Annotated in this window: 20 protein-coding genes; 15 read left to right on the forward strand and 5 right to left on the reverse strand. The window is 33.7% G+C overall.

Annotated features, from left to right (window positions below; all coding sequences use genetic code 11):
* Positions 1-9 precede the first annotated feature (9 nt).
* The 4 genes from rpmF to ACZ47B_RS10390 all read left to right on the forward strand — a co-directional run bounded on the left by rpmF (position 10) and on the right by ACZ47B_RS10390 (position 2,791).
* Positions 10-165 (forward strand): 50S ribosomal protein L32, encoded by a 156-nt coding sequence (gene rpmF, locus ACZ47B_RS10375; RefSeq protein WP_464894457.1) that lies wholly within the window; start codon positions 10-12, stop codon positions 163-165.
* Positions 165-1,178, forward strand: a complete 1,014-nt coding sequence (gene plsX, locus ACZ47B_RS10380; protein ID WP_464894458.1) for a phosphate acyltransferase PlsX — start codon at positions 165-167, stop codon at positions 1,176-1,178. The genes rpmF and plsX overlap by 1 nt, the downstream gene beginning before the upstream one ends.
* 9 nt (positions 1,179-1,187) lie before the next feature.
* Positions 1,188-2,180 carry a beta-ketoacyl-ACP synthase III gene (locus ACZ47B_RS10385; RefSeq protein ID WP_464894459.1) on the forward strand — a complete coding sequence of 331 codons (993 nt, stop codon included), beginning with the start codon at positions 1,188-1,190 and terminating at the stop codon, positions 2,178-2,180.
* A gap of 152 nt (positions 2,181-2,332) precedes the next feature.
* A complete protein-coding gene (locus tag ACZ47B_RS10390; protein ID WP_464894460.1) occupies positions 2,333-2,791 on the forward strand; it encodes a DUF302 domain-containing protein in 459 nt (152 codons plus the stop codon).
* Between the two features lie 12 nt (positions 2,792-2,803).
* Here the strand turns inward: ACZ47B_RS10390 and ACZ47B_RS10395 are convergent, their stop codons facing one another.
* From ACZ47B_RS10395 to ACZ47B_RS10410, 4 genes are read right to left on the reverse strand one after another with little or no spacing between them, the layout of a single operon-like run.
* Positions 2,804-3,634 (reverse strand): hypothetical protein, encoded by an 831-nt coding sequence (locus ACZ47B_RS10395; protein ID WP_464894461.1) that lies wholly within the window; start codon positions 3,632-3,634, stop codon positions 2,804-2,806.
* Entirely contained in the window at positions 3,627-4,007 is a 381-nt protein-coding gene (exbD, locus tag ACZ47B_RS10400) for a TonB system transport protein ExbD (protein WP_464894462.1), read from the reverse strand. The genes ACZ47B_RS10395 and exbD overlap by 8 nt, the downstream gene beginning before the upstream one ends.
* Entirely contained in the window at positions 3,994-4,428 is a 435-nt protein-coding gene (gene exbB / locus ACZ47B_RS10405) for a TonB-system energizer ExbB (RefSeq protein ID WP_464894463.1), read from the reverse strand. Before exbB ends, exbD begins: the two co-directional genes overlap by 14 nt.
* A 30-nt stretch (positions 4,429-4,458) precedes the next feature.
* On the reverse strand, positions 4,459-6,483 hold the full coding sequence (locus tag ACZ47B_RS10410) for a TonB-dependent receptor (protein ID WP_464894464.1): 2,025 nt from the start codon (positions 6,481-6,483) through the stop codon (positions 4,459-4,461).
* A 266-nt stretch (positions 6,484-6,749) separates the two neighbouring features.
* On the opposite strand from ACZ47B_RS10410, the gene ACZ47B_RS10415 reads away from it, so the two are divergent.
* The 6 genes from ACZ47B_RS10415 to ACZ47B_RS10440 all read left to right on the forward strand — a co-directional run bounded on the left by ACZ47B_RS10415 (position 6,750) and on the right by ACZ47B_RS10440 (position 14,701).
* A complete protein-coding gene (locus tag ACZ47B_RS10415; protein ID WP_464894465.1) occupies positions 6,750-7,283 on the forward strand; it encodes a hypothetical protein in 534 nt (177 codons plus the stop codon).
* Positions 7,284-7,294: 11 nt separating this feature from the next.
* A complete protein-coding gene (locus ACZ47B_RS10420) occupies positions 7,295-9,082 on the forward strand; it encodes a hypothetical protein (protein WP_464894466.1) in 1,788 nt (595 codons plus the stop codon).
* 33 nt (positions 9,083-9,115) lie between these two features.
* Positions 9,116-10,504, forward strand: coding sequence for a hypothetical protein (locus ACZ47B_RS10425; protein ID WP_464894467.1), 1,389 nt, complete (start codon positions 9,116-9,118; stop codon positions 10,502-10,504).
* 137 nt (positions 10,505-10,641) lie between these two features.
* Entirely contained in the window at positions 10,642-13,038 is a 2,397-nt protein-coding gene (locus ACZ47B_RS10430) for a hypothetical protein (RefSeq protein WP_464894468.1), read from the forward strand.
* Entirely contained in the window at positions 13,035-14,144 is a 1,110-nt protein-coding gene (locus tag ACZ47B_RS10435; protein WP_464894469.1) for a hypothetical protein, read from the forward strand. Before ACZ47B_RS10430 ends, ACZ47B_RS10435 begins: the two co-directional genes overlap by 4 nt.
* Entirely contained in the window at positions 14,141-14,701 is a 561-nt protein-coding gene (locus ACZ47B_RS10440; RefSeq protein ID WP_464894470.1) for a hypothetical protein, read from the forward strand. Before ACZ47B_RS10435 ends, ACZ47B_RS10440 begins: the two co-directional genes overlap by 4 nt.
* Before the next feature lie 78 nt (positions 14,702-14,779).
* Here the strand turns inward: ACZ47B_RS10440 and katG are convergent, their stop codons facing one another.
* Positions 14,780-16,963 carry a catalase/peroxidase HPI gene (gene katG, locus ACZ47B_RS10445; protein ID WP_464894471.1) on the reverse strand — a complete coding sequence of 728 codons (2,184 nt, stop codon included), beginning with the start codon at positions 16,961-16,963 and terminating at the stop codon, positions 14,780-14,782.
* Positions 16,964-17,154: 191 nt separating this feature from the next.
* Between katG and ACZ47B_RS10450 the strand changes: the two genes are divergently transcribed.
* Genes ACZ47B_RS10450 through ACZ47B_RS10470 form a run of 5 tightly spaced genes read left to right on the forward strand, consistent with a single transcriptional unit; the run spans position 17,155 to position 22,088 of the window.
* Entirely contained in the window at positions 17,155-18,102 is a 948-nt protein-coding gene (locus tag ACZ47B_RS10450) for an AAA family ATPase (RefSeq protein WP_464894472.1), read from the forward strand.
* Positions 18,103-18,146: 44 nt separating this feature from the next.
* The gene (locus tag ACZ47B_RS10455) at positions 18,147-18,986 is read left to right on the forward strand and encodes a DUF58 domain-containing protein (protein ID WP_464894473.1); all 840 of its coding nucleotides are present in this window, start codon (positions 18,147-18,149) and stop codon (positions 18,984-18,986) included.
* 6 nt (positions 18,987-18,992) lie between these two features.
* Positions 18,993-19,382 carry a hypothetical protein gene (locus ACZ47B_RS10460; RefSeq protein ID WP_464894474.1) on the forward strand — a complete coding sequence of 130 codons (390 nt, stop codon included), beginning with the start codon at positions 18,993-18,995 and terminating at the stop codon, positions 19,380-19,382.
* Complete coding sequence (locus ACZ47B_RS10465) at positions 19,375-20,277, forward strand: vWA domain-containing protein (RefSeq protein ID WP_464894475.1); 903 nt, start codon at positions 19,375-19,377, stop codon at positions 20,275-20,277. The genes ACZ47B_RS10460 and ACZ47B_RS10465 overlap by 8 nt, the downstream gene beginning before the upstream one ends.
* A complete protein-coding gene (locus ACZ47B_RS10470) occupies positions 20,274-22,088 on the forward strand; it encodes a VWA domain-containing protein (protein ID WP_464894476.1) in 1,815 nt (604 codons plus the stop codon). Before ACZ47B_RS10465 ends, ACZ47B_RS10470 begins: the two co-directional genes overlap by 4 nt.
* Positions 22,089-22,094 lie beyond the last annotated feature (6 nt).

Genomic DNA, 22,094 nt, shown 5'->3' on the forward strand with positions numbered 1-22,094 from the left:
GGAGATAAAATGGCAGTACCAAAGAGGAGAGTCAGCAAAACTAGAGCTGCAAAAAGAAGAACACACTATAAACTTACTTTACCAAAACCTGTAAAAGACAGTGACGGTACTTGGAGAATGCCTCATCGTATAAATAAAACTACCGGCGAATATAAAAGTAACTAATGCAAATCATAGCTATCGATGCAATGGGTGGGGATTACGGTCCCGCTCCTATCATTGAAGGAACCCTGCAGGCTTTAAACGAGAGAGAGTTCAAAGCGATACTTGTAGGAAAAAGAGATATTATCGAGTCTCAAATTCCGCTAAGATACAAAGACAGTGTAGAGATAGTCGAAGCCGATGATGTCATAGATATGAAAGATTTGGCGACAGATGCACTTAAAAGAAAAGATAGTTCTATCTATAAAGCTGTTGATCTTGTTAGAAACAAAAAAGCAAACGCAGTGGTTTCAGCCGGGCACAGTGGTGCTACAATGAGCTTGGCAACTTTGAGAATAGGTCGTATAAAAGGTGTTTCCAGACCGGCGATCGCTACTTTGATGCCCACATCCCAGCAGGGAAAATACTCATTGGTGCTGGATGTCGGAGCCAATGTCGATTCTAAACCTCTTCACTTGTTTGAATTTGGCGTCATGGGTGAAGCGTATATAAAAGATATACTTGGTATCTCTTATCCCAAAGTCGGCTTGCTTTCAAACGGTGAAGAATCCTCAAAAGGCAATGAAGTTACAAAAGAGGCTTATAAAATGCTTCAAGCGCTACCTTCATTTAAAGGCAATATAGAGGGAAACAATATCTTTGACGGAAGTACGGATGTTGTTGTTTGTGATGGCTTTGTGGGCAATATTCTTTTAAAAACCAGTGAGGGTGTGGCAGATTCGATAAGCAAAATCATCAAAAAAAATGTAAGAAAATCACCTTTGGCAATAACCGGTGCTATTTTGATGAGAAAAGTATTTAAGATACTTAAAAAACAGGTTGATTATGCAGAGTATGGCGGAGCACCGTTGATGGGAATTGACGGTTGTGCTATAATAAGCCATGGAAAAAGCAATGCCAAAGCAGTTAAAAATGCTATATTTCAGGCAATCAATTTTTCCAACTCCAATATAAATAAAGATATTGAGGAAAAATTAAAAGAACTTAAGAGCAATCTTCCCTCAGAAGTTCAATAAGGATACGATATGTTTGCTTCTTTAAAATCCATCGGTGCCTATGTACCAAAAAATATACTTACAAACAAAGATCTTGAAAAAATGGTAGATACCAGTGATGAATGGATAAAAAAAAGAACGGGCATAGAAGAGAGGCACATAGCAGATAAAGATGAATCAACAAGTGATTTGGCTTTCAAAGCTGCTGAGCTTGCCATAAAAAGAGCCGGTATAGATAAAAATGAGATAGACGCCATCATACTTGCGACTATCAGCCCTGATTATTTTTGTATGCCATCCACTGCCTGTGTGGTAGCAGACAAATTGGGGATCAAAAATGCGATGGCATTTGATATAAGTGCCGCTTGTAGCGGTTTTGTTTACTCTTTGTCAATAGCTAAATCATTTATAGAATCAGGACTCAAAAAAAATGTACTTGTCATTGGAGCTGAAAAGCTGAGTGCTATAACAAACTATAAAGACAGAACAACCTGTGTTATCTTTGGAGACGGAGCCGGTGCAGCTGTTATAAGCGCTACCGAGGATAAAAATGAAGCCATCTTGGATGTAATGGCGTCATCCGATGGTGAATATGCCGATCTTTTGATAACCCCGGGTGGCGGTTCGAAGTATCCTGCATCATTAGAAACCATAAAAAATGAGATGCACTTTATGAAAATGGCAGGAAATGAGACTTTTAAAATCGCTGTTAAAACTTTAACCGAAGATGTTATAGAAATCCTAAAAAGAAATAATCTTACATCAGATGATGTGGATAGATTTATTCCTCATCAGGCAAATTACCGTATCATCGAGTATGTAAGAAACAAACTTGATTTTCCAAAAGAGAGAACGGTTTTAACAGTTGCAAAATACGGCAATACTTCTGCCGCATCGATTCCCATGGCTATAAATGATGCTTATGAAAGCAGCAATCTCAAATATGGAGATCTTATGCTGCTTGATACCTTTGGCGGCGGACTTACCTGGGGTAGTGCTCTGGTTAAATTTGCCCAAAAATAATCAAGACTACCTCTAAAGTCATATACACCTATAGCACAAAAAAGTCCTTTATGTATGGACTGATTTTTCCAAAATTTCATCCAATTATATAAGTATAAGTTTAAAAGATGTATGATTATTACCTTGATTTATAAGATTTATAAGGAATACTCATGAATAAAGGGATCAAAAAACTTATATCAAAAAAAATCATAGGTGATATAGTAGAGAAAAAAGATACGAAAGCGCCTTTGGATTTGGTGATGGAAAAATTGGAAAAATCGATAAATGATCATGATTTTTCCATTGCAGCCATACATGATCTGGATAAAACTTATGAAAAAAAAGATTTGCTTATTGATTTTGAGTATAAAATAGTTCAGATCTGCAATGCTCAAAAGTCCCATAAAGTTTTAACAAATATGAGTCAAGATTTAGGCATTATGATGCCAAAAAGTATAGTTGTTTCTGCCAAGGATGGGACAACAACCTTGAGATTTATGAAAATGAAACCCTGGATGGTCAGTTTGATGTTTCCGGATATAGATATAGCACCAATGTCGAAAAACGTTACAAATATCTTAAGAGATATAGTTGCTCAGGCAATTACAGAGGCAGAAAAAGAGTTATAGAGTTATTAAAGTTTATTCGTTCAATTTGAAACTGAGTGTAACAGTAATAAGCATATTTTTTGGAGGCTTTGGAAAGTTATTGCTAGCCTCCAGAACTATCTTTTTTGAAGCTTTCGCTAAAAACTTTTTATATGGAGTTACTTCTTTTATGACAATATCTCCGGAACTTTTAAGTAAGAAAGTTACTTTCAAATCTCCGGTTATATGTAGTCTCCTTGCTCTTCTTGGATAAAATTTTTCATCTTGAATGGATGAGAGAATTTTACTATAGTTATATCTTAGATACTCTTTTGCTTTATCAACTTTTGGAGTCGGTTTTGAGATAGTAGGTAATGTTTTTTCAATCTTTTTGTAAACTACTTTTTTTGGTTGTGTAGTTGGAGTTATAACTTTTTTTATCTCTTTTTTATCTCTTTTTTTGACAATTTTTTGTTTTGTAACTTTTATATTTTTTTTTACTATAGGCTTAGGTTTTCTTTTTGGTTTTATGATATGCTTAGGTTTAGGCTTAGGTTTAGGCTTAGGTTTAGGCTTAGGTTTAGGCTTAGGCTTGGGCTTAGGTTTAGGTTTAGGCTTAGGCTTGGGCTTAGGCTTGGGCTTAGGCTTGGGTTTGGGTTTGTGTTTGGGTTTGTGTTTGGGTTTGGGTTTGGGTTTGGGTTTGGGTTTAGGCTTTGGGGCTATTATTTTTGGTTTTTGTTTGTTTGCAACCAATCTACAGTAAATTATATTCTCTTTGGGTTTTATTTTTTTTGCGACAATTTTATCTATATTGAAAAATAGTAAAGATAGTATAATAACATAGATAAAAGATGTTGTGATAAAAGAGGAGAAGTATCTATTCATGTTTTGTTATGATTCCGATATTTGTATAGCCTTTCTCCTTTAGAAGGTCTATCACTCTGACAAAGTTATCAAATTTAGAATTTTTATCACAGTTTATATTTACAGGAGTATTTTTTTTGTAAGAGATTATTTTTGACGAGATTTGGTTTAATGAGATATTTTGCTTGCCAAGATATAGTTTACCGTCTTTTTTTATAGTGATGGTTATATTGTCCCGTTTTTTTAACTTGTCAGAACTTTTTCCCTCGCTAAGATCAACAGGTATCATACCTTTGGCTATGAAGGTCGCAGTTGTTAAAACTATAACAAGCAAAACCAGCATTATGTCTATAAACGGTACTACATTTATAGAATTAAATTTATCTAATTTCACTCAACATATCCCATTTTGCCAGTATAACTTCTATCTTTCTACTTAAATGATTGTAAAACATGACAGCAGGAATCGCAACAACCAAGCCCATAGCGGTGGACTTTAAAGCAAGTGCCAAAGAAGTCATTATGATCTTTATATCCATGGTACCGCTTTGACCCATAGCATAAAATGTGATAATAATCCCAAATACTGTCCCAAGAAGACCGATATAAGGGGCATTGGATCCAAAAGAAGAGATGACGGTTATATGGTTTGTAAGATCGATTTCAAGTTGTTCTTTTTGTTTATAATTTTTCAAATCGATCTGCCTAAAAAAGAGTAGCCTTTCTATATAAAACCATAAAGAAACAAAGCTCATAAGAGCAAGTGTTCCCAAAACGCCGTAATCTACCAAATTCTTTAAAAATCCAATATCCACTAAATCACCTTTAAAAACCCAAATTCAGGGTTAGAAATTGTACCTTAAATTTACATATAAGTAACGACCAGGCTCATTTAAAAGCATAACGTCCCCTGTTGAGCCGGCGACAAGATTTAAGTCTTTGTATGTGTTTGATACGGCATAAGCCTTGTCAAATACATTGTCTACACCAACTGTTATATTGAACCCTTTGTATATATCCTTGCTGGCTTTTAAGTTCAATACTCCCCAGCCTTTTATCTCCTGTTCCCCGTTGTCTTCGTCATAATGAGTCCATTTGCCCGAGGCTACCACTTCTGCTTTCAAAGAGAGTGTGTCATCATAGTCATAATTGATGGACACATTTGCTTTTACAGGAGGAATGGATGGAAGATCGGTATCGCTTTGACCAGCCAAAGGATGATCTTTTTCTCCTCTTTGGTATGCTACTCCATAATCAAAATATAAACTATCTGTTGCGAAATATGTTCCGCTCAACTCTGCTCCATAAATTTTTGCATCAACATTTTGGTACTGAGTTGCGGTCGAATTATACACAATAAAATCTTTTAATTTGCTATAAAAAACTTTTGCTTTAAAAGTTTGATTTTCAAAAGTTCCCTCAACACCGAGATCGGCCTCATAGTTTTTTGTTTCATCAAGATTCGGATTTCCTATCAAAGCTCCCTCTGTCGCTCCGGTTAAATCTTTACCTCTGTCATGTGACTCTTTGGCATCCGGTACTCTTATAGATTTTCCAAGACCTAAAAAATATTTTAAAGTATCATTCATGTGGTAATATCCAAACACATATCCGCTGAGATCATCAAAAGTTTTATCAGGGTCACTGTTTGATGCATCGATTTTTGTGTGGTCATATCTTAGCCCGCCGTTTAGCTCAAATTTGCCGTAACTTTTTTTTGCTTTTGCATATATGCCAACATTATCTGTGTCGACATCAGGTATACTTTTGTTGAGAGCAACCGGATTTGTTAAGTACTTTTTATAGTATCTTCCATCCCAGTTTCTTTTGCTGGCATCCAAGCCTGTGCTCAGTTTTAAGTCATCTATATGGAAGTCATTTGAGACTTTGGCGCCATATATGGTGGAACTCATTACATTTGCTATGGTACCGGCAGGACCCGCACTCATCTTTCTGTATTGTGTTGTCATGGGATGATCCACAGTGGAGTAATAATACTCAAAAATAAGTTTGTCAGAGTATTTTCCAAGGTTTTTTACTGTATATCGGATGTTGTATAGATCTGAATCATCGGATATGGCGTCCATCGGGGTTGACGGATACAAAACATCATCACTTCTGTTGCCTGTATAGCCTAGTCTTAACTCATTATTGTCATCTATGTTTATATATATCTTACCCATAAAAGATGTTTTTTTATAAGCTTCTCTATCAAATTCTGAAGGCTTGTATTGTTTAGGAGCATTGGGTGTACCGTCTGTTTGGAGTTTTAACTGCTCCGCAAGAGTATGACCGTTTCCATCCTTATACTGATCGCTTTGCTCAGTGGAGGCTCCGGCTAGTATCTTTATCTTGTCTGTTCCACCGCTTATAAAGGCTGAACCTTTTTTGTATCCCCAGCTTCCCATATTGAAGTTAACATTTCCATGTAGATTTTTTGTGGGTTGATTTGTGGTAACTTTGACAGCACCTCCAAGGGTTCCAAAATCTTCAACATCATAAGGACCCTCGATGACTTCCGCATCTTTAATGTTGGAAGTTATGATATGAGAAGTAGGAGGATCCATTCTGTTTGGACAGGCTCCATATATCTTACCTCCATCGACTATGATATTGATATCATCTTTTCTTTGTCCTCTTAAGATAATATCATTCGCTATACCGCTTCTTCTTTGTATAGTTATGCTAGGTACTGTTTTTGTCAAAGCTTCAGCCAGGTCTGCTGATTTCAAGTCTTCTCCGGAAACATCGGTAACTTCGGTTTTTATGACTGTGCTTTGAACATCAACTTTACCTATATCCATACTGTCTGTCGCATATAGATAACCAACGGCAGCCAGCGAGAGTGTAAATGCCACACTTTTTTTCATACCTTCTCTCCTTAAAAAAATAATTTCAGTATTTTATAAAGCAAGTGTTAAATATTTATTAACTTTTTGATAAAAATTATAAAAATATTAAATATAATTTTTTGATATTCAAATAGATAGTGCTTATAAGTTTTATTGTAAAGATAGTCGTTTTATTTGCAATATAACATTTTTATTTTATATTAAGTTTATAAAGTAATATAGGAAAATTTAATATTTTTAATGTTAAAATGCAACGAAAATATTACTTTTTTAAAAGGATACTGATGAAAATATTAAAATTTTTAGTTGGTGTATTGTTTTTAATGTTGCTAAGCGGATGTGCGATCGATAAGTATAAATTATCGGATGGTTCTACATATTACTCTATGAATGCCGCCGGTCAATCCGATGATAAGCCGTTGACAAAAGAAGAGATAAGATCAAAGATCATAGGTTCAAGACTATACAGGGACACTGAGACATTTTATTTTGGTAAAAACGGTATTATGATATATGTCGATGAGGAAACCGGAAAAAAAGAGAGAGGAAGCTGGTATCTGCGCTCAGCACTTGTTGATTATAAAGATAATCGTAAAGATGATATGCTTTGTTTAGCCATAGGCAAGACAGATCCTAATCAATTCAATAATGCACCTTGTTTGCGTTTGTTTAAAGAGAAAGATAAAAGGAATGATCTTTATCTAGGTGTATCTGCTATGTGTAAAATCGGTATGGTGGATAGTCACGGCAATATTCCATGCGATTTTAAACATAGGACATTCGGGTATTATCGTATTTCAAACGAAAAGATAAAATAGCACTATATGATATGATACGTTATATCTTTATATCATTTTTTATATCAAGCTTGCTTTTAAGAGCTTCTACTCCTTATGCTTCGATGGATGAATTGATGCAGGATTTTAAAAATCTTGACAATAAGTCCCCTGAACATAAGTGTTTAAAAGAAGGCTCTTTTAATGAGTGCGAAAAACTTATGCTTAAATTTAATAAAGCTATATATTTTCATAAAATGGGTGAAATCATATCCAAATCATACAATATAAACCATATACTTAGATATATAAAAATTGCCAAAAGAACATATGGAGTGACGGTTTATAAAAAATATGACAAATTAAATCAAGCTAAAAAAAGGTTGCAAATTGCATATCGATATCAAGGTACAAAACATAAAAACGCTTTGGATTTTAAGAAGTCATATCTGATAAATCCAAACCCATATGATATAAAAGAATTTTTTAAATATGCAAATCTTCCAATACTTGAAAAAAATATTAATTTTGCTTCAAATGAAAAAGATAAAAAAATATATAGAAAATTAAGAACCGAGAAATTGCTCAAAAAATACAGAGCAAAAAATAGTGCTGATGCATATATAAAAGCCTACAAAATAGGAAGATATAAAAGAGATCTTAAAAAAGCCATAGAACTTTCGGGAGAAAAAGAGTTAAAAGAGCTTTTATCTTTGGATTTAGGGCAAAAATACTTGCAAAATATCAAAACAAAATATTTAAAAATCCTAAGATCAAAGGATGATTTTGTCTCATATATTTTGGCATATGAGACATCAAACGGTGAAAGTGATCTTATAAAAGCATCTTTAAAAGCAAAAAATAAAACTCAGATAGCCAAGATAGAAAAGATAATTTTTCAAAAGATCAGATCAAAAGAGGGGTTGGTGGATATTTCTTTGTCTTTAGACAAGCCTACATATGACTCAAGTAGTTCCAGTGGAGGATTTGGATCTGTCTCTACACGATACGGTTATACATATATAACTGGAAAACTTAATGTAAAATTCCATCAAAATTTACCTTTTAATCCCCAATGCGGAATATACAAGATCATAGTAAAACTGAAGATAAATATACCAAGACATAAGCGACTAAGATCAAAATGGCTAGGCAATCAAGATGTAAATGATGATATAAACATATATAAAAATATTACAATAAAGCTAAAACCTCCATATAGAAAAATATCTAAAACTTTTTCAACAGATGGCATAACTTTGGCATATTTTGATAGAGGCAGTATGGGCGGATATACTGCAAAATGGCCTACGGGAGATGCTCATGTGAAGGTTGAAAATATCAGTGTCTATTTTGATGGATCAGATATGACAACAAGAAGCATATTAAGAAGTAAAAATACAAATATAAATTTTGACAATCTAAAAAAATTTCACAGATATGTACTTGAACCAACACTGACCCTAACCGGTATACAAAACAGAGGTATATCTATGATAAAGAGTTTTGCACGCAGTAGTCAAAATAGTGGATATAGAACCGCTTCAAACTCTTCAGGAGGAAGCGCGAGACTTTGTATCCCCTCTATCCCAAAAGAAGCAGAATACAGCAAATGTAGTAATGCCAGAACGGCAAGCGGCAAATACGCTACCGTGCAGCTAAGTAGAAGCGGAGGTATGACAAGTAATTGTTTTGAGCTTAAAATATATGGAGGGAGCAATATAGCTGTCGGCAATACCTGTGGAGGAGCGAATGGGCAATGGTCAGTTATGATAAACGGTCAAAGTGGTTTTGCAAATGGACTTGGTAGTGCTATAGGTTGGCTGCTTGGAAGAATGTAGGATATATAAAGATTATTATAAGAGAGGAAAAAAATGTTAAAGAGATTGACCATAGTCTTAGCTTTAATCGGGAGTTTAAATGCTTTTAGCAGTAATTTTGCGAATACTTCTTTAGGTGATAATTTTTTTATAAAGAATTACTATAAAACTACCGATGTAAAAGAAATAGTAAATTCATATGGAGCGGAGTATGAATCATCTTATCAAAAGGCTAAAAAGAAAAATACTTTACAAGCTTATTTTGATTTTCTTAAAAGATATCCAAAAACTTCACGAACAAAAGATGCGTGGGAAAATATATACAAACTGATTTATCGGCAGACTGAACAGAAAAATGATATTAAGGCCTATAAAGAATTTATAAGAAAATACCCCAAAGCACCTCAGATAAAAGAGGCTAAGCAACATATATATGAACTAGCTTATAAAAATATTGAAAATTCAAATAATTTAAAATCCTATCTCGAATTTTTTAAAAAATATCCAAATGCCCCTCAGATAAAAGAAGTTTTAAATAACATTTATATACTTTGGTTTGATGAGGCCAAACAAAAAAATACATTGCAGTCTTATATCAAATTTATTCATTTTGCTAAAGGGCATCGCCCTTCTTTGACAAAAAAAGCTATAAACAACATATATGAAATTGTAAAAAAGAAGAATAATATTGAAAATTATCAATGGTTTATGCAAACATATCCAAATGCACCGCAAACAAAAAATGCATTAAATGCTATTTACAATATAGTAACAAAGAAAAACAATATCTCGGGTTATCAATGGTTTGTAAAAACATACCCGGATGCCACGCAGGTAAAAGATGCTTTTTCAAATATATATGAACTTGCATACGATAAAGCAAAAGCTATAGATACCATAAAAGCATACAATACTTTCATCTACATGTATCCTGCGGCACCACAGGTAAAAGATGCAAACGACATAGCATATAAAATGGAAGTTAAAAAATATGCTGATTTGGGAATGTTTGGCTTTTATGACAAAGATGCCAAAATGGAAAAAAGAGCACGAAAACTTTTGATAAAAGCAAAGCTGATAGAACGATATCCTAAAGACAATGATTTGCAAGATAAAGGAGCAGGCTATATCATAGTTGCAAACAGAATGTATCAACTTCTTCAAGATAAGTTCGATGATACGGATGCCACACTTCGTTATCTTGAATCTCAAGAGTTTAAAGATTTTGTAAGCACTTTTAAAGATACAATGAGCGATATCCAAAGAACTTTGCATAAAATAGAGAAAAATACAGGAGATACAGCACACTATACCAAAAAATTAATCGATATCTCTTCTCAAGGTTTTGCAAATGCGCACGCAGATAGAGAAATGGCAAGCTACTACGCAAAACAGCATAGAAAATGGCAAAAGTTTATGCATTTCAGAGATAAAGGGTATTGATAAAATTTTATAGAATACTTATGGAAAATCTATTTAATTATAGTTAAGTTTATAATATCAGTTTTAAGTAAAGTTTTAAATATTTTTATATATAATCGAAACTATTTTTAAATTTATATGTAATATTAGGAGAATGTATGCAGAAGGTATTTTCATCGTTTTTGGTTTTTATATTTTTTTCAGGTTGTGCTACGAGCAACTATACACGCTATTTTGACAAGAAGCAAGACACAAACAAGCAATACTCCAGTATCAAGATTAATTCTATAAATCAGGATAAAAAAGTCAGTTTTCAAAGCAGGCAGGAGAGTAAGACTAAAACAATTAGAAGAGAAAACGGTAAATATACATTGAAGGTTATTCCTTCTCCTCTTTCTTCACGAGTCAGGATACTAAATATAAAGCCAAAATATCATGATAATATAGAGTTAAAACCCGGGAGATACCTTATAGAAGTATCAAGCAGAGGTTATCCAATATATAAAAGATGGATAAAACTCAAAAAAGACACTGTTTTAAAAGTCAAACTTAAAAAGGAACAAAACTTTATACCGCAAAACAATATCTCAAATAATATCTTTAAAGATATAAATAGTCAAATTTTTTGGAAAAGTTCAAAAATACCTGACAGATATAAAAAATTTGATAAAAACACCATCAAAGATTCCCTAAAATTAACATTTGACGGTAATAGAATCTGGTATGATGATAAAACCAATACATATACTGATATACCTTGGGATAAAGCAAATAACTATTGCAAAAATTTACACTACTATGGACTTCACTGGAGATTGCCGACGGCTTCAGAAGCAAAACACTTTTTTACCGATAAACTCAATAAAAAAATGGTATACAGAGTATCCAGTTCTCTTGCAATAAACAGAAAAAACTATTTTTTTGCTTTTAACGAAGTTGAAAATGGTAAAAAGCTGGACTCTTACTATCATAATTTTGCCTGTGTAACGAGTAAGAACTATAAAAAGGCCAACTATTCCATAGCTCAATTGACTCAAAAAATTTATAATGACATAATGAAAAATATCCGACCTTTTGTTGCACCTAAAAAACCTAAAAAACCTGTAATTCACTCTTTTGTTGCACCAAAAAAAGGTGAATTTGAAACAACGAAGCAGTATAGACAAAGAGTAGCCAAGCTAAAGAGTGTATATGAGTCCAATGTGCAAAAAACCAAAGCTCTGTATCAAAAAAAGATAGATGAATACAAAAAACTCTACGCAAAAGCGAAAGAGAGATACAAAAGATATCTTAAAAAGGTTGAAAATGATAAAAATGCCATAAAACTCTATGCACTTCAAACAGCTTTCAATATCAAATACGGCAACCCAAAAATAGCCAATATAAAATATAATGCCGATAAACAGGTATTTGACTATGATATTGTATCATCGAGACTAAAAGATATACGATTGAAAAATATAAAAAGCTTGAAAAATGCCGTACTGGATAAAAAAACAGCTAAATTCATAAAGATTTTAAACTTCAAAAACGAATCTCTTATCATATATTCATCTAAATACTATGATAGATTTAAAATTTTCAGTTTAAAAAATTTCAATAAAAAGATATATGAGATAAATTATAAAAATTATGTGTTTGACAACTCTTTTGAGTATGGAAATGTACCGGGAGGAATAGTACCTAAAGTAACTAAAGTTTACATAAATGTTCCAAGGATAACAAGCAGTGTGTATCATTTGCCAAATTTTATGTTATATGCAGCTTATTGGAATGCGAGCAGCAATTACAACAATTTTATAAGACAAAAAACTATAAAACTTGATCCAAATATTACAAGTGATGCAAAAATAGCAAGAAGCTATGTTTATAAAAAACATTTTACTATAAAAATTCCCTTGAAAAATGCAAAAGATTTCAAAAAAGCTTTAGCATCAATCAGCCAAAATCCAAAAGTTGTTTTTGAAGTTACTAAAGGGAAAGTTGTTTGTAAAGGTTTGGCGGGATTGTCTAAAACCGATGACTTTATGATAAAAAAACTATACACTCAGGCACGATTTGATATATCAAAGCTAAAAGAGTTGATATCGAAGTATCCAAGCTCCATCTATGCAAAAAAAGCGAAGAAAGAGATAAAAGATATCAAAGCTATGTATAAAGGATATGAGCCAAAGGATCTTTTTTATGTGGAGGGGTGCGTGGGATACTTTCCTGCTCATCTTGTTTCGATAAATTTAAAAAATATATCGAAAGATCCATCAAAAATAAAACCTTCTTACTTCAATCACATCACTTGGAGCGGGCTTTGCAGAAGAGGATTGCTTAACGGGAGAGGGTACTTGAAAATGGTATCCAAAGATGATCTATTTGTTATCAAAATTGACGGAAAGATGAAAAACGGATTTTTTACAGGTGATATAGAAAGAGAGATAGCAAGATATCCAAGACCTCAGACGAATTTTGAAGGTAGCTATTGGAGCGATACTGTAAAAAGAAAGATCAAATTGGATAGTTACGGTGATTATGTCAAGTATCAGCAAGGAGGCTCAAAGTGAAAAAGATAACCCTTATCGTTTTATTTGTCGTTTACAGTTTATATGCTATCGAATTTGTCGATGAAAAAGAGTATTCTGATACTATTGTCGGTAACAGGCACTTGAACGGTGCAAAATTTTTGGGCAGCAAGATATGGCAGGATCAGCCTATAAATACAAAGATAAACTATATGGATTTTAATGAAGCCAAAAAATATTGTAAAAATCTTAAACTTTTAGGTATAAAAGGTTGGAGTTTGCCTACAAAGATAGATGCCATGATGCTTGATGATGAAAAAGATAAGCTAAGGTATATAGCAAGAGGCTGTCCTGGATTTGGGTACTGCTCTAGAAGAAATGAATTTTACACCAAAACGTTCGGTACTTACAAAGGTAAAAGATTTGTTTATACTATCGACCTTGACAATGGAAAAACCCCATATATAAGTACAACTAAAACAAAGTATTTAAATACCAAGACAGCAGTTAGATGTGTTTTAGATCCAAATATATATAACAAGTACAAGCTAAGCCAGTCCAAAAAAGAAGTCAAAAATGGTGATATCGATGCATATCTGAAAGCTTTCCTGGATAGTGGAAACAAAACATATATAAAAAAAGCTTTGAAGTTGGCCAAAGATAGAAGTGATAAAGCAAAGATAGAAGCAACTTTATATAGATATCTTGGGTTTTTTAAATTGTTCGATGTGATACAAAACGGTACTGTTTTAGACAAAGACGGTAAAGATTTCGATACGAACAGTCATCTTTTTGCTGCCATACAAAAAAGCAAAAATTTAAAATACAAATTTGATATAAAACCAAAGAAAAATACCCCATTGAAATTGAGATACAATACTTACATAGTGACCATGATATACAATTTGGCACTTCATTATACGGAAGTGACCATGGGTATAGGCATGGGCAAAACAAAAAGAATCCAAAAAGAGGTAACTTTTAAACTTTCTCCAAAAAACGGTTATCAAGCTTCGGTTACGGTTGACTTTGGAGAGGTTGAACAAGGAACTAAGGCAAGACTCTTTTTTATAAATCAAAGCAGAATACTTAAAAGTGCAGTTTTGAAGTATGATATAAAAGATACAAAGGTAGAGCTTTTAAAATGAAACAGATAGCATATCTTTTTTGTTTCTTTTCTGTTTTGCTTTATGCTGTGGATGAGTTCGATATAGATGCCATCATGAAAGAGGAAAAAAAAGATACGACTTCTAAGCATACGGTAAAATTAAAAAAGCTTGAAAAAGATGCGTCAAAATCGTTTGACAAACTAAAAAAAGAGTATTATCAAAAGTATGAGTATGTCCCGCCAAATCAAAAAAACAGTGATATAAGACATGACGGTTTCTGTTTTGATTATCATATAAAAAATGACAATGATAGAAACTTTTGCCTCTCTTTTGCAAAAAATGATAAAAAGTACTGCTACTCACTGCCTGATAGACAAAGAAACATATGTCTTGGATACTGCTATGATTCATCCCTTTCAAAAGCAGACACGGCATACTGCCTGGCACTTAAAAACAACGATGTATCATACTGCTACAACCTGGATTTAAGAGGTGAATACAAAAATATGTGCCAAGGAAGGTTCAACAAATCCTACTGCTACTCTTTAAATAGTGAAAAAGACAAATACATGTGTCTAGGAATATCTTTAAAATAGTCATAAGCATAAAAATATAACAATGTATGGTTGTCATGTATTCCGTATAAGTAAACGGAATACATGAGCTATTATCTGTCAAGCAAAAATATCAAGATTCATGACTTTTGTCCAGGACTCTATAAAGTCATGGACAAATTTTTCTTTATTGTCATCTTGTGCATAAAATTCTGCTTGTGCGCGTAGTTGTGAGTTTGAACCAAAAATGAGGTCAGCTCTTGTTGCTTTCCATATCAACTTTCCTTTATTGTCATATCCGTTAAAATACCTATTTTTATCATCTGATGGTTTCCAGGTAATATTCATATCCAAAAGATTAACAAAAAAATCATTTGTCAAACAACCCGGATTTTTGGTAAGAACACCTATTTGTTGATAATTGTATGTAGCTCCAAGTGCACGCATTCCACCGATTAATACGGTCATTTCAGGCACACTAAGTGTCAAGAGTTGTGCTTTGTCTATCAGTAACATTTCAGCAGGTATATCACAAGAATCATTCTCATAATTTCTAAAGCCATCCGCAATAGGTTTTAGATAATCAAACGATTCAGTATCGGTCATTTCCTGTGTCGTATCATTTCTATGGGGCTTAAACGGTATCTCTATATCATAACCCGCTTTTTTAGTAGCTTCCTCGATAGCAACAATACCTCCTAAAACGATGAGGTCGGCAAGTGATATTTTTTTATCTTTGTGAGAATTGTCAAAATCATTTTTTATGGTTGTCGATATGTCTAAAATCTTGTTTAGATTTTGCGGCATATTCACTTCCCACCCTCTTTGGGGCATCAAAGCAATCCGTGCACCGTTTGCACCTCCTCTGTAGTCAGATACTCTAAATGTTGAAGCTGAAGACCAGGCAGTATACACTAACTCCGAAATACTTAAATCAGAATCAAGTATCAATTTTTTTAATTGTTTAATATCATTTTCATCAGCATATTCATAATCGGCTTTAGGTATAGGATCTTGCCAAATAAAATCATCATTTACGTAATTGTCTCCAAGATATCGATGTTTCCCGCCTAAGTCTCTATGGAGGAGTTTAAACCATGCTTTTGCAAAGGCTTCTTGAAATTTTTTTGGATTTTCAAGAAAATTTTGTGAGATAGTCCTATACTCAGGATCCATTCTCAATGCCAAGTCCGTTGTTAGCATAATAGGCTTATGATAAGTATCTTTTTTGTGAGCGTCCGGTACCAGTGTCGATGTATCAGGGTCAGTAGGTACCCACTGCCATGCTCCGGCAGGGCTCTTTTCTAGATTCCAGTCATATTTAAATAGAGTTTCAAAAAAGCTGTTGTCCCATTTTATAGGAGTCGGTGTCCACGCACCCTCCAAACCGCTGGTTATGGTATCTTCTCCTTTGCCGGTTTTATAACTATTTTTCCAGCCAAGCCCCTGTTCTTCTATGGGCGCAGCTTCTGGTGATTCTCCGATATATTTATCAGGACTCGCAGCTCCATGACATTTTCCAAAAGTGTGACCTCCTGCTATAAGAGCAACTGTTTCTTCATCATTCATACCCATTCTTTGAAAACTTATGCGAATATCGTTGGCTGCAGCTAAAGCATCAGGAACTCCATCGGGTCCTTCGGGATTAACATATATTAAACCCATTTGTACTGCTGCCAATGGATTTTCTATATTTTTATCTTCTGTTCTTCTTTCGTTTGCCATCCACTCTTGTTCAGGACCCCAGTATATATCTTCTTCCGGCTCCCAGATATCTTTTCTTCCTCCCGCAAAACCCAAAGTTTTAAAACCCATGGATTCTAAAGCGGTATTGCCTGCGAGGATGATCAAATCTGCCCAGGAAATTTTATCCCCATATTTTTTCTTTATAGGCCATAGTAGTCTTCTTGCCTTATCGAGGTTGGCATTGTCAGGCCAACTGTTGATCGGTGCAAATCTTTGATTTCCTGTATTTCCGCCTCCTTTACCGTCCGTTATCCTATATGTTCCTGCGCTGTGCCATGTCATACGGATAAAAAGTGGTCCATAATGCCCAAAATCTGCCGGCCACCAATCTTGTGAAGTTTTCATTAATTTAATCAAATCAGTTTTTAAATCATTTAGATCCAATTTCTTGAACTCTTCATTGTAGTTTATGTCTTGACTAGGAACAATAGGTCCTTTGTTTTGACTGAGCAGCTTAAGGTTTAGCTGATCTGGAAACCATTTATCTACGGTTCCGCCACCTAGTGTTGTATAGTTAAACATCTTTTTTGTGACTTTACATTCATTTTTGTTTTGCATGATACTTTCCTTTTAAATAAAATTTTGGATAATTATCAAAAGATAAAATTTATCTATAGAGAAATAGTATTATAAGTTATCTTAATTTATCTTTAAATTATATCAGTTGATAAAAATAATTTTTACTACATTTACCAATGATTTAACAATATCTACTATAATTTCATCAAAATAAAACATTTGGAGATAAAATGTTAAAAGTTATAGACAATATAAAAAAAGAGATAAAGAAAGTCGTAGTCGGTCAAGATGAAATGATAGAGGCTCTTATCATAGGGCTTGTTTGTGACGGGCATATACTTCTTGAGGGAGTTCCGGGCTTAGCAAAGACTACTACTGTTAATTCGTTTGCAAAGTCTTTGGGGCTGCATTTTAAAAGAGTGCAGTTTACTCCTGATTTGTTGCCAAGTGATATCATAGGAACGGAGATCTATGATCCTAAAAACAATGAGTTTCGTATAAAAAAAGGACCTGTTTTTACCAATATCCTGCTTGCCGATGAGATAAACAGAGCTCCTGCAAAAGTTCAATCAGCTCTTTTGGAAGTTATGCAGGAAAAGCAAGTAACCATAGCGGATAAAACATTTAAGATAGACAAGCCTTTTTTAACTCTTGCTACACAAAACCCGGTAGAGCAAGAGGGAGCTTACAATCTTCCCGAAGCTCAGCTTGATAGGTTTATGCTAAAGGTAGTTGTTGGATACAATACAAAAGATGAAGAGGTTTTGATAGCCAGAAGAGTGGCAACCGGAGCCTATGAGGATATAAGTCAGGTCGCCACAAAAGAGGACATAGAAACCATAAAACAAGAGATAAGTAAAGTCCATATAGATGAGCAGGTTGAAGAGTATATAGCAAATCTGGTATTTGCCACAAGAGAGCCCGAAAAGTATGGTCTTGAAGATATAAAAGAGTATATAGGTTTTGGTGTAAGTCCTAGAGCCTCTATAGATCTTTATAAAGGTTCAAGGGCATATGCATATTTGCGAGGAAGGGATTTTGTAACCCCGGTTGATATAGCCCATTTGGCAAAAGAGGTGATGAGACACAGGTTGATACTCAGCTATGAAGCCGAAGCTGAGGGTATAAGTAGTGATGAGATTATAGATAAAGTGATAGAAAAAGTGCCGATGCCGTAAATAATTGAGAATTGAGAATTGAGAATTGAAAAAATGGAGAGGAAGTGAGTAAAGATATAAGGTTTAGAAAGATCATCATTAAAGCTAAGAGAAAAATCTTTAGTGAAATTGCGGGCAATAATCTTTCTCACTTTGAGGGAGAGGGGTTTGACTTTGTTGAATTAAGAGAGTATCACTTTGGTGATGATGTTAGAAAGATTGATTGGAAAGTAACAGCAAAAAAACAAAAACCATATATCAAAATCTTTCGTGAAGAAAAAGAGCTCAACATAGTTATAGTCTCACTTCTTGGAGGAAGTGTTTACTTTGGTTCAAAAAGATTTAAACAAGATGTTATTGCCGAGCTTTTTGCACTTTTGTCTTTTTCGGCTGTCAAAAATCAAGACAACTTTAGTTCGGTCATATTCACAAACAAGGCTGAGCACTACTCAAAACCGACAAAAAAAATGTTTGGTGCGTACAAAGAGGTTGAAGAGATACTGGATTTTAATCCACTCGGTAAAAGCATAGACTATAAAGAGGTGGTATCTTATCTTAGAAACAGGATAAAAAGAAGGTCCATTATATTTGTGATTGGGGATTTTGTAGGTGATGTCGACTTGTCGATGCTTGCTAAAAAGCATGAAGTCATATCACTTATCGTAAGAGATAGAGTGGAAGAAAATCCTCCATCTTTGGGTTATGTCAACTTGATGGATCCAGACAGTAAGAAGTTTGTGCAGATGGATTTGGATAAGGGAAGTTTGCAAGAGTATAAAAAGATGATCATTAAAAACGATGAAAAACTATATAGACATTTTATAAAAAACAGAGTGAGATTTACCAAAATTTATACAGATGAAGATCCGTTTGTAAAAATCTCAAAACTATTTAGCGGGGTATAAAAACTGATGAATGAGTTAAAAGGACTAAGAGATATAAAAGATATAGTTCAAATCCCCGATATGAGTTTTTATATCTTCTTGGCATTGGTCATGGTCGGGATTTTGGTGCTTGTGGCATTGATCGTCTATCTGCTTGGAATCATTAAAAAACAAAAAAAATCAAAAAGAAAGCTTTATATAAAAAGGTTGAAAAGCGTTGATCTTAAAGATTCCAAAAAAGCAGCATATGAGATAACTAAATATGCAAGAGCTTTGGCTGAAACCAAACAGGAAAAAGGTATCTTGGATCAACTCTTAAGAGAGCTTGAGAGATACAAGTATGTAAAAAATCCTCCAGTTTTTGATGAGGAGAGTAAAAAATATCTAAGACTGTTTTTAGAGGTGTGTTGTGGATAAGATAGTATTTGAGTATCCTTATGCGATTTTGGCGATAGTGCCTTTTATCATATGTGCTATATACTGTAAAGCCAAGTTTGAAGCTATCATTTTTCCTCATACCACACTTCTTGTAAAGGGAGTGAAAAAAGCTTCATTTTTACCTGTTTTGAAGTGGATAAGCATCATTTCACTTATAGTGGCTCTTATGTCTCCGGTGATTGAAAACAAGATAGAGATAGAAAAAAACAAAGGTTATGCCATAGGTCTTCTTTTGGATATAAGCAGATCCATGAATGCACCGGGATACACCAACAAATTTGCCATAGTTAGAAAAATCGTAAGAGAATTTATAAAAAAGAGAAAGCATGATCAAATGGGTATAGTAGTATTTGCCGATTTTGCCTATGTGGCTTCGCCTTTGACTTATGATAAAAGTATGCTTTTAAAGATACTTGATCATCTTGAAGTAGGCATGGCGGGTAACAGATACACAGCCATCTATGATGCTCTATTTTTCGGTGGCAAGCTTTTTGTTCACTCCAATGCAAAAAGTAAAGTTATCATTTTGCTAACAGATGGTGAAAACAATACCCAAACAGTACCTTTAGATGTAAGCTTGAGACTGCTTAAAAAGTATGGCATAAAAGTTTATACCATAGGTATCGGCGGAAGGGGTGATTTTAATCAAATGGAGCTTGAGAGAATCGCAAATGCAACAGGTGGGAAGTTTTTCCAGGCAACTTCAAAAGAGGAGCTAAAAGATATATATGCCACGATAGATAAACTTGAAAAGAGTGAGATAAAAAGTGATAAATTCGTACAAAAAAATTACCTTTTTGAGTATCCTTTGTTTTTGGCATTTTTTACACTGTTATTATATCTTTATCTTTTAAACAAAAGGGCGGCGGCATGATATTTTTAAAACCAGAATACTTGTATCTTATGTTGATACCCCTTTTAGTTTTGATATTTTTAATCGCAACAAATAAATCTCAAATAGATAGATTTTTCTCAAATGAGGTTTTAAAAAGGTTAAAGATAAGTGATGGTAGCATCGGACAAAAGGGAAGAAATATCTTTTTGTTTATTGCTCTTGTGATGATGGTTATAGCTCTTGCAAGACCCGTAATTCCAAAAGGTGAAGTAAATGTAAAAAGTTCAACTGTTGATATACTTTTAGGCATCGATGTTTCAAAGTCGATGTTGGCTGATGATATGTATCCAAACAGGCTTGAATTTGCCAAAAAAAGAGCTATAGAGTTTATGAGAAGTTTTAAGCAGGCAAGATTTGGAGTGGTCGCTTTTAGCAGTGTGGGATTTTTAGTCTCGCCTTTGAGTGAGGATATACCTACAGTGGAGTATCTAGTAAAAAATCTTAACACCGATTCTTTGAACCAAAAAGGAACGGACTTGATGACCCCTTTGGAATTAGCAAATAAGTTTTTAAAAAACGAAAAAGAGAAAGTCTTGGTTATCTTTAGTGACGGCGGGGATAGCAAGGACTTTTCACAGGAGATAAATTTTGCAAAAGAAAATAACATAAAAGTATATGTATATGCAGTCGGCACAAAAAGAGGAAGTACCATAAAAGAAGCCGGCAATGTCTTAACAGACAAGAGAGGCAATATCGTTATAACAAGGTTAAATGAAAACATAAAAGAGTTGGCACTTCAAAGCGGAGGAGCTTATATAGTAGGTGATTACAGCGGAAAGAGCATAAAAGCACTCGAAAAAGCTATAAAACAAAAGATATATGAAACAAATAAAAGGGAAAAAAAGATAAAAACATACAAAGAATTGTTTTACTATCCGTTGTGGATAGCTGTCATGTTTTTGCTTTTTGGATTTAGTTCTATGCCAAGAATCAAAGCCAAAAAAATAGCAACTTTGATGATACTATGTTTTGTAGCTTTGACTCCCTCTTTGAAAGCCTCATCGCTTTTTGACTTCCAAGTGATAAAAAAGGCTGACAATGCCTATAAAAACAAAGACTATAAAAAAAGTGAAGAGTTGTATCGAAAGCTTTTAAAAGAGAAAAAAAGTCCTTATGCGCGTTATGACTTGGCAAATTCCCTTTATAAACAAAAAAAGTATAAAGAAGCATTAAATGAGTATAAGCAAATAAATGCTGAAGATAAAGAACTTATGTTTAAAAAGTATTATGATGAAGGAAATGCTGAGGCATATCTCAAAAAGTATGATGATGCCATAAAAGCATACAAAAAAGCTCTCAAGATAAACCCTGATGACGAAGATGCAAAACACAATCTTGAATTGATAAAAAAATTAAAAAAGAAAAAAGAGCAAAAACAAAACAAAAACAATAAGAACAAGAAGAATAACAAAAACAATAAACAAAATAAAAATGGTAAAAAATCCAAAAGTTCCAAAAACGGTCAAGGCAAAAACCAGCAAAACAAGAATGACAAGCAAAAATCACGAAAAAATAATAAAAACAGTGATAAAAAGAAAAAACGTCAAAAACAAAACCGACAAGATAAACAACAAAAACAAAACAAGAGAAATAAAAATAAAAATGAAAACAAAAAGAAAGAAAAACAAAAGCAAAAACAAGTCGGAGCAAAGATAGTGGATAAAAAAGCCATGAGTAAGGCAGAAGAGAAAAAGTGGACACAGATACTTTTGGGTAAAAATCCAAAAACTTTGCCACTTATGTTAAAAACAAAGCCAAGCAAATTAAAACAAAACGAAAATGATTGGTAATCGGAG

This window comes from Thiofractor thiocamini, from assembly GCF_055384375.1.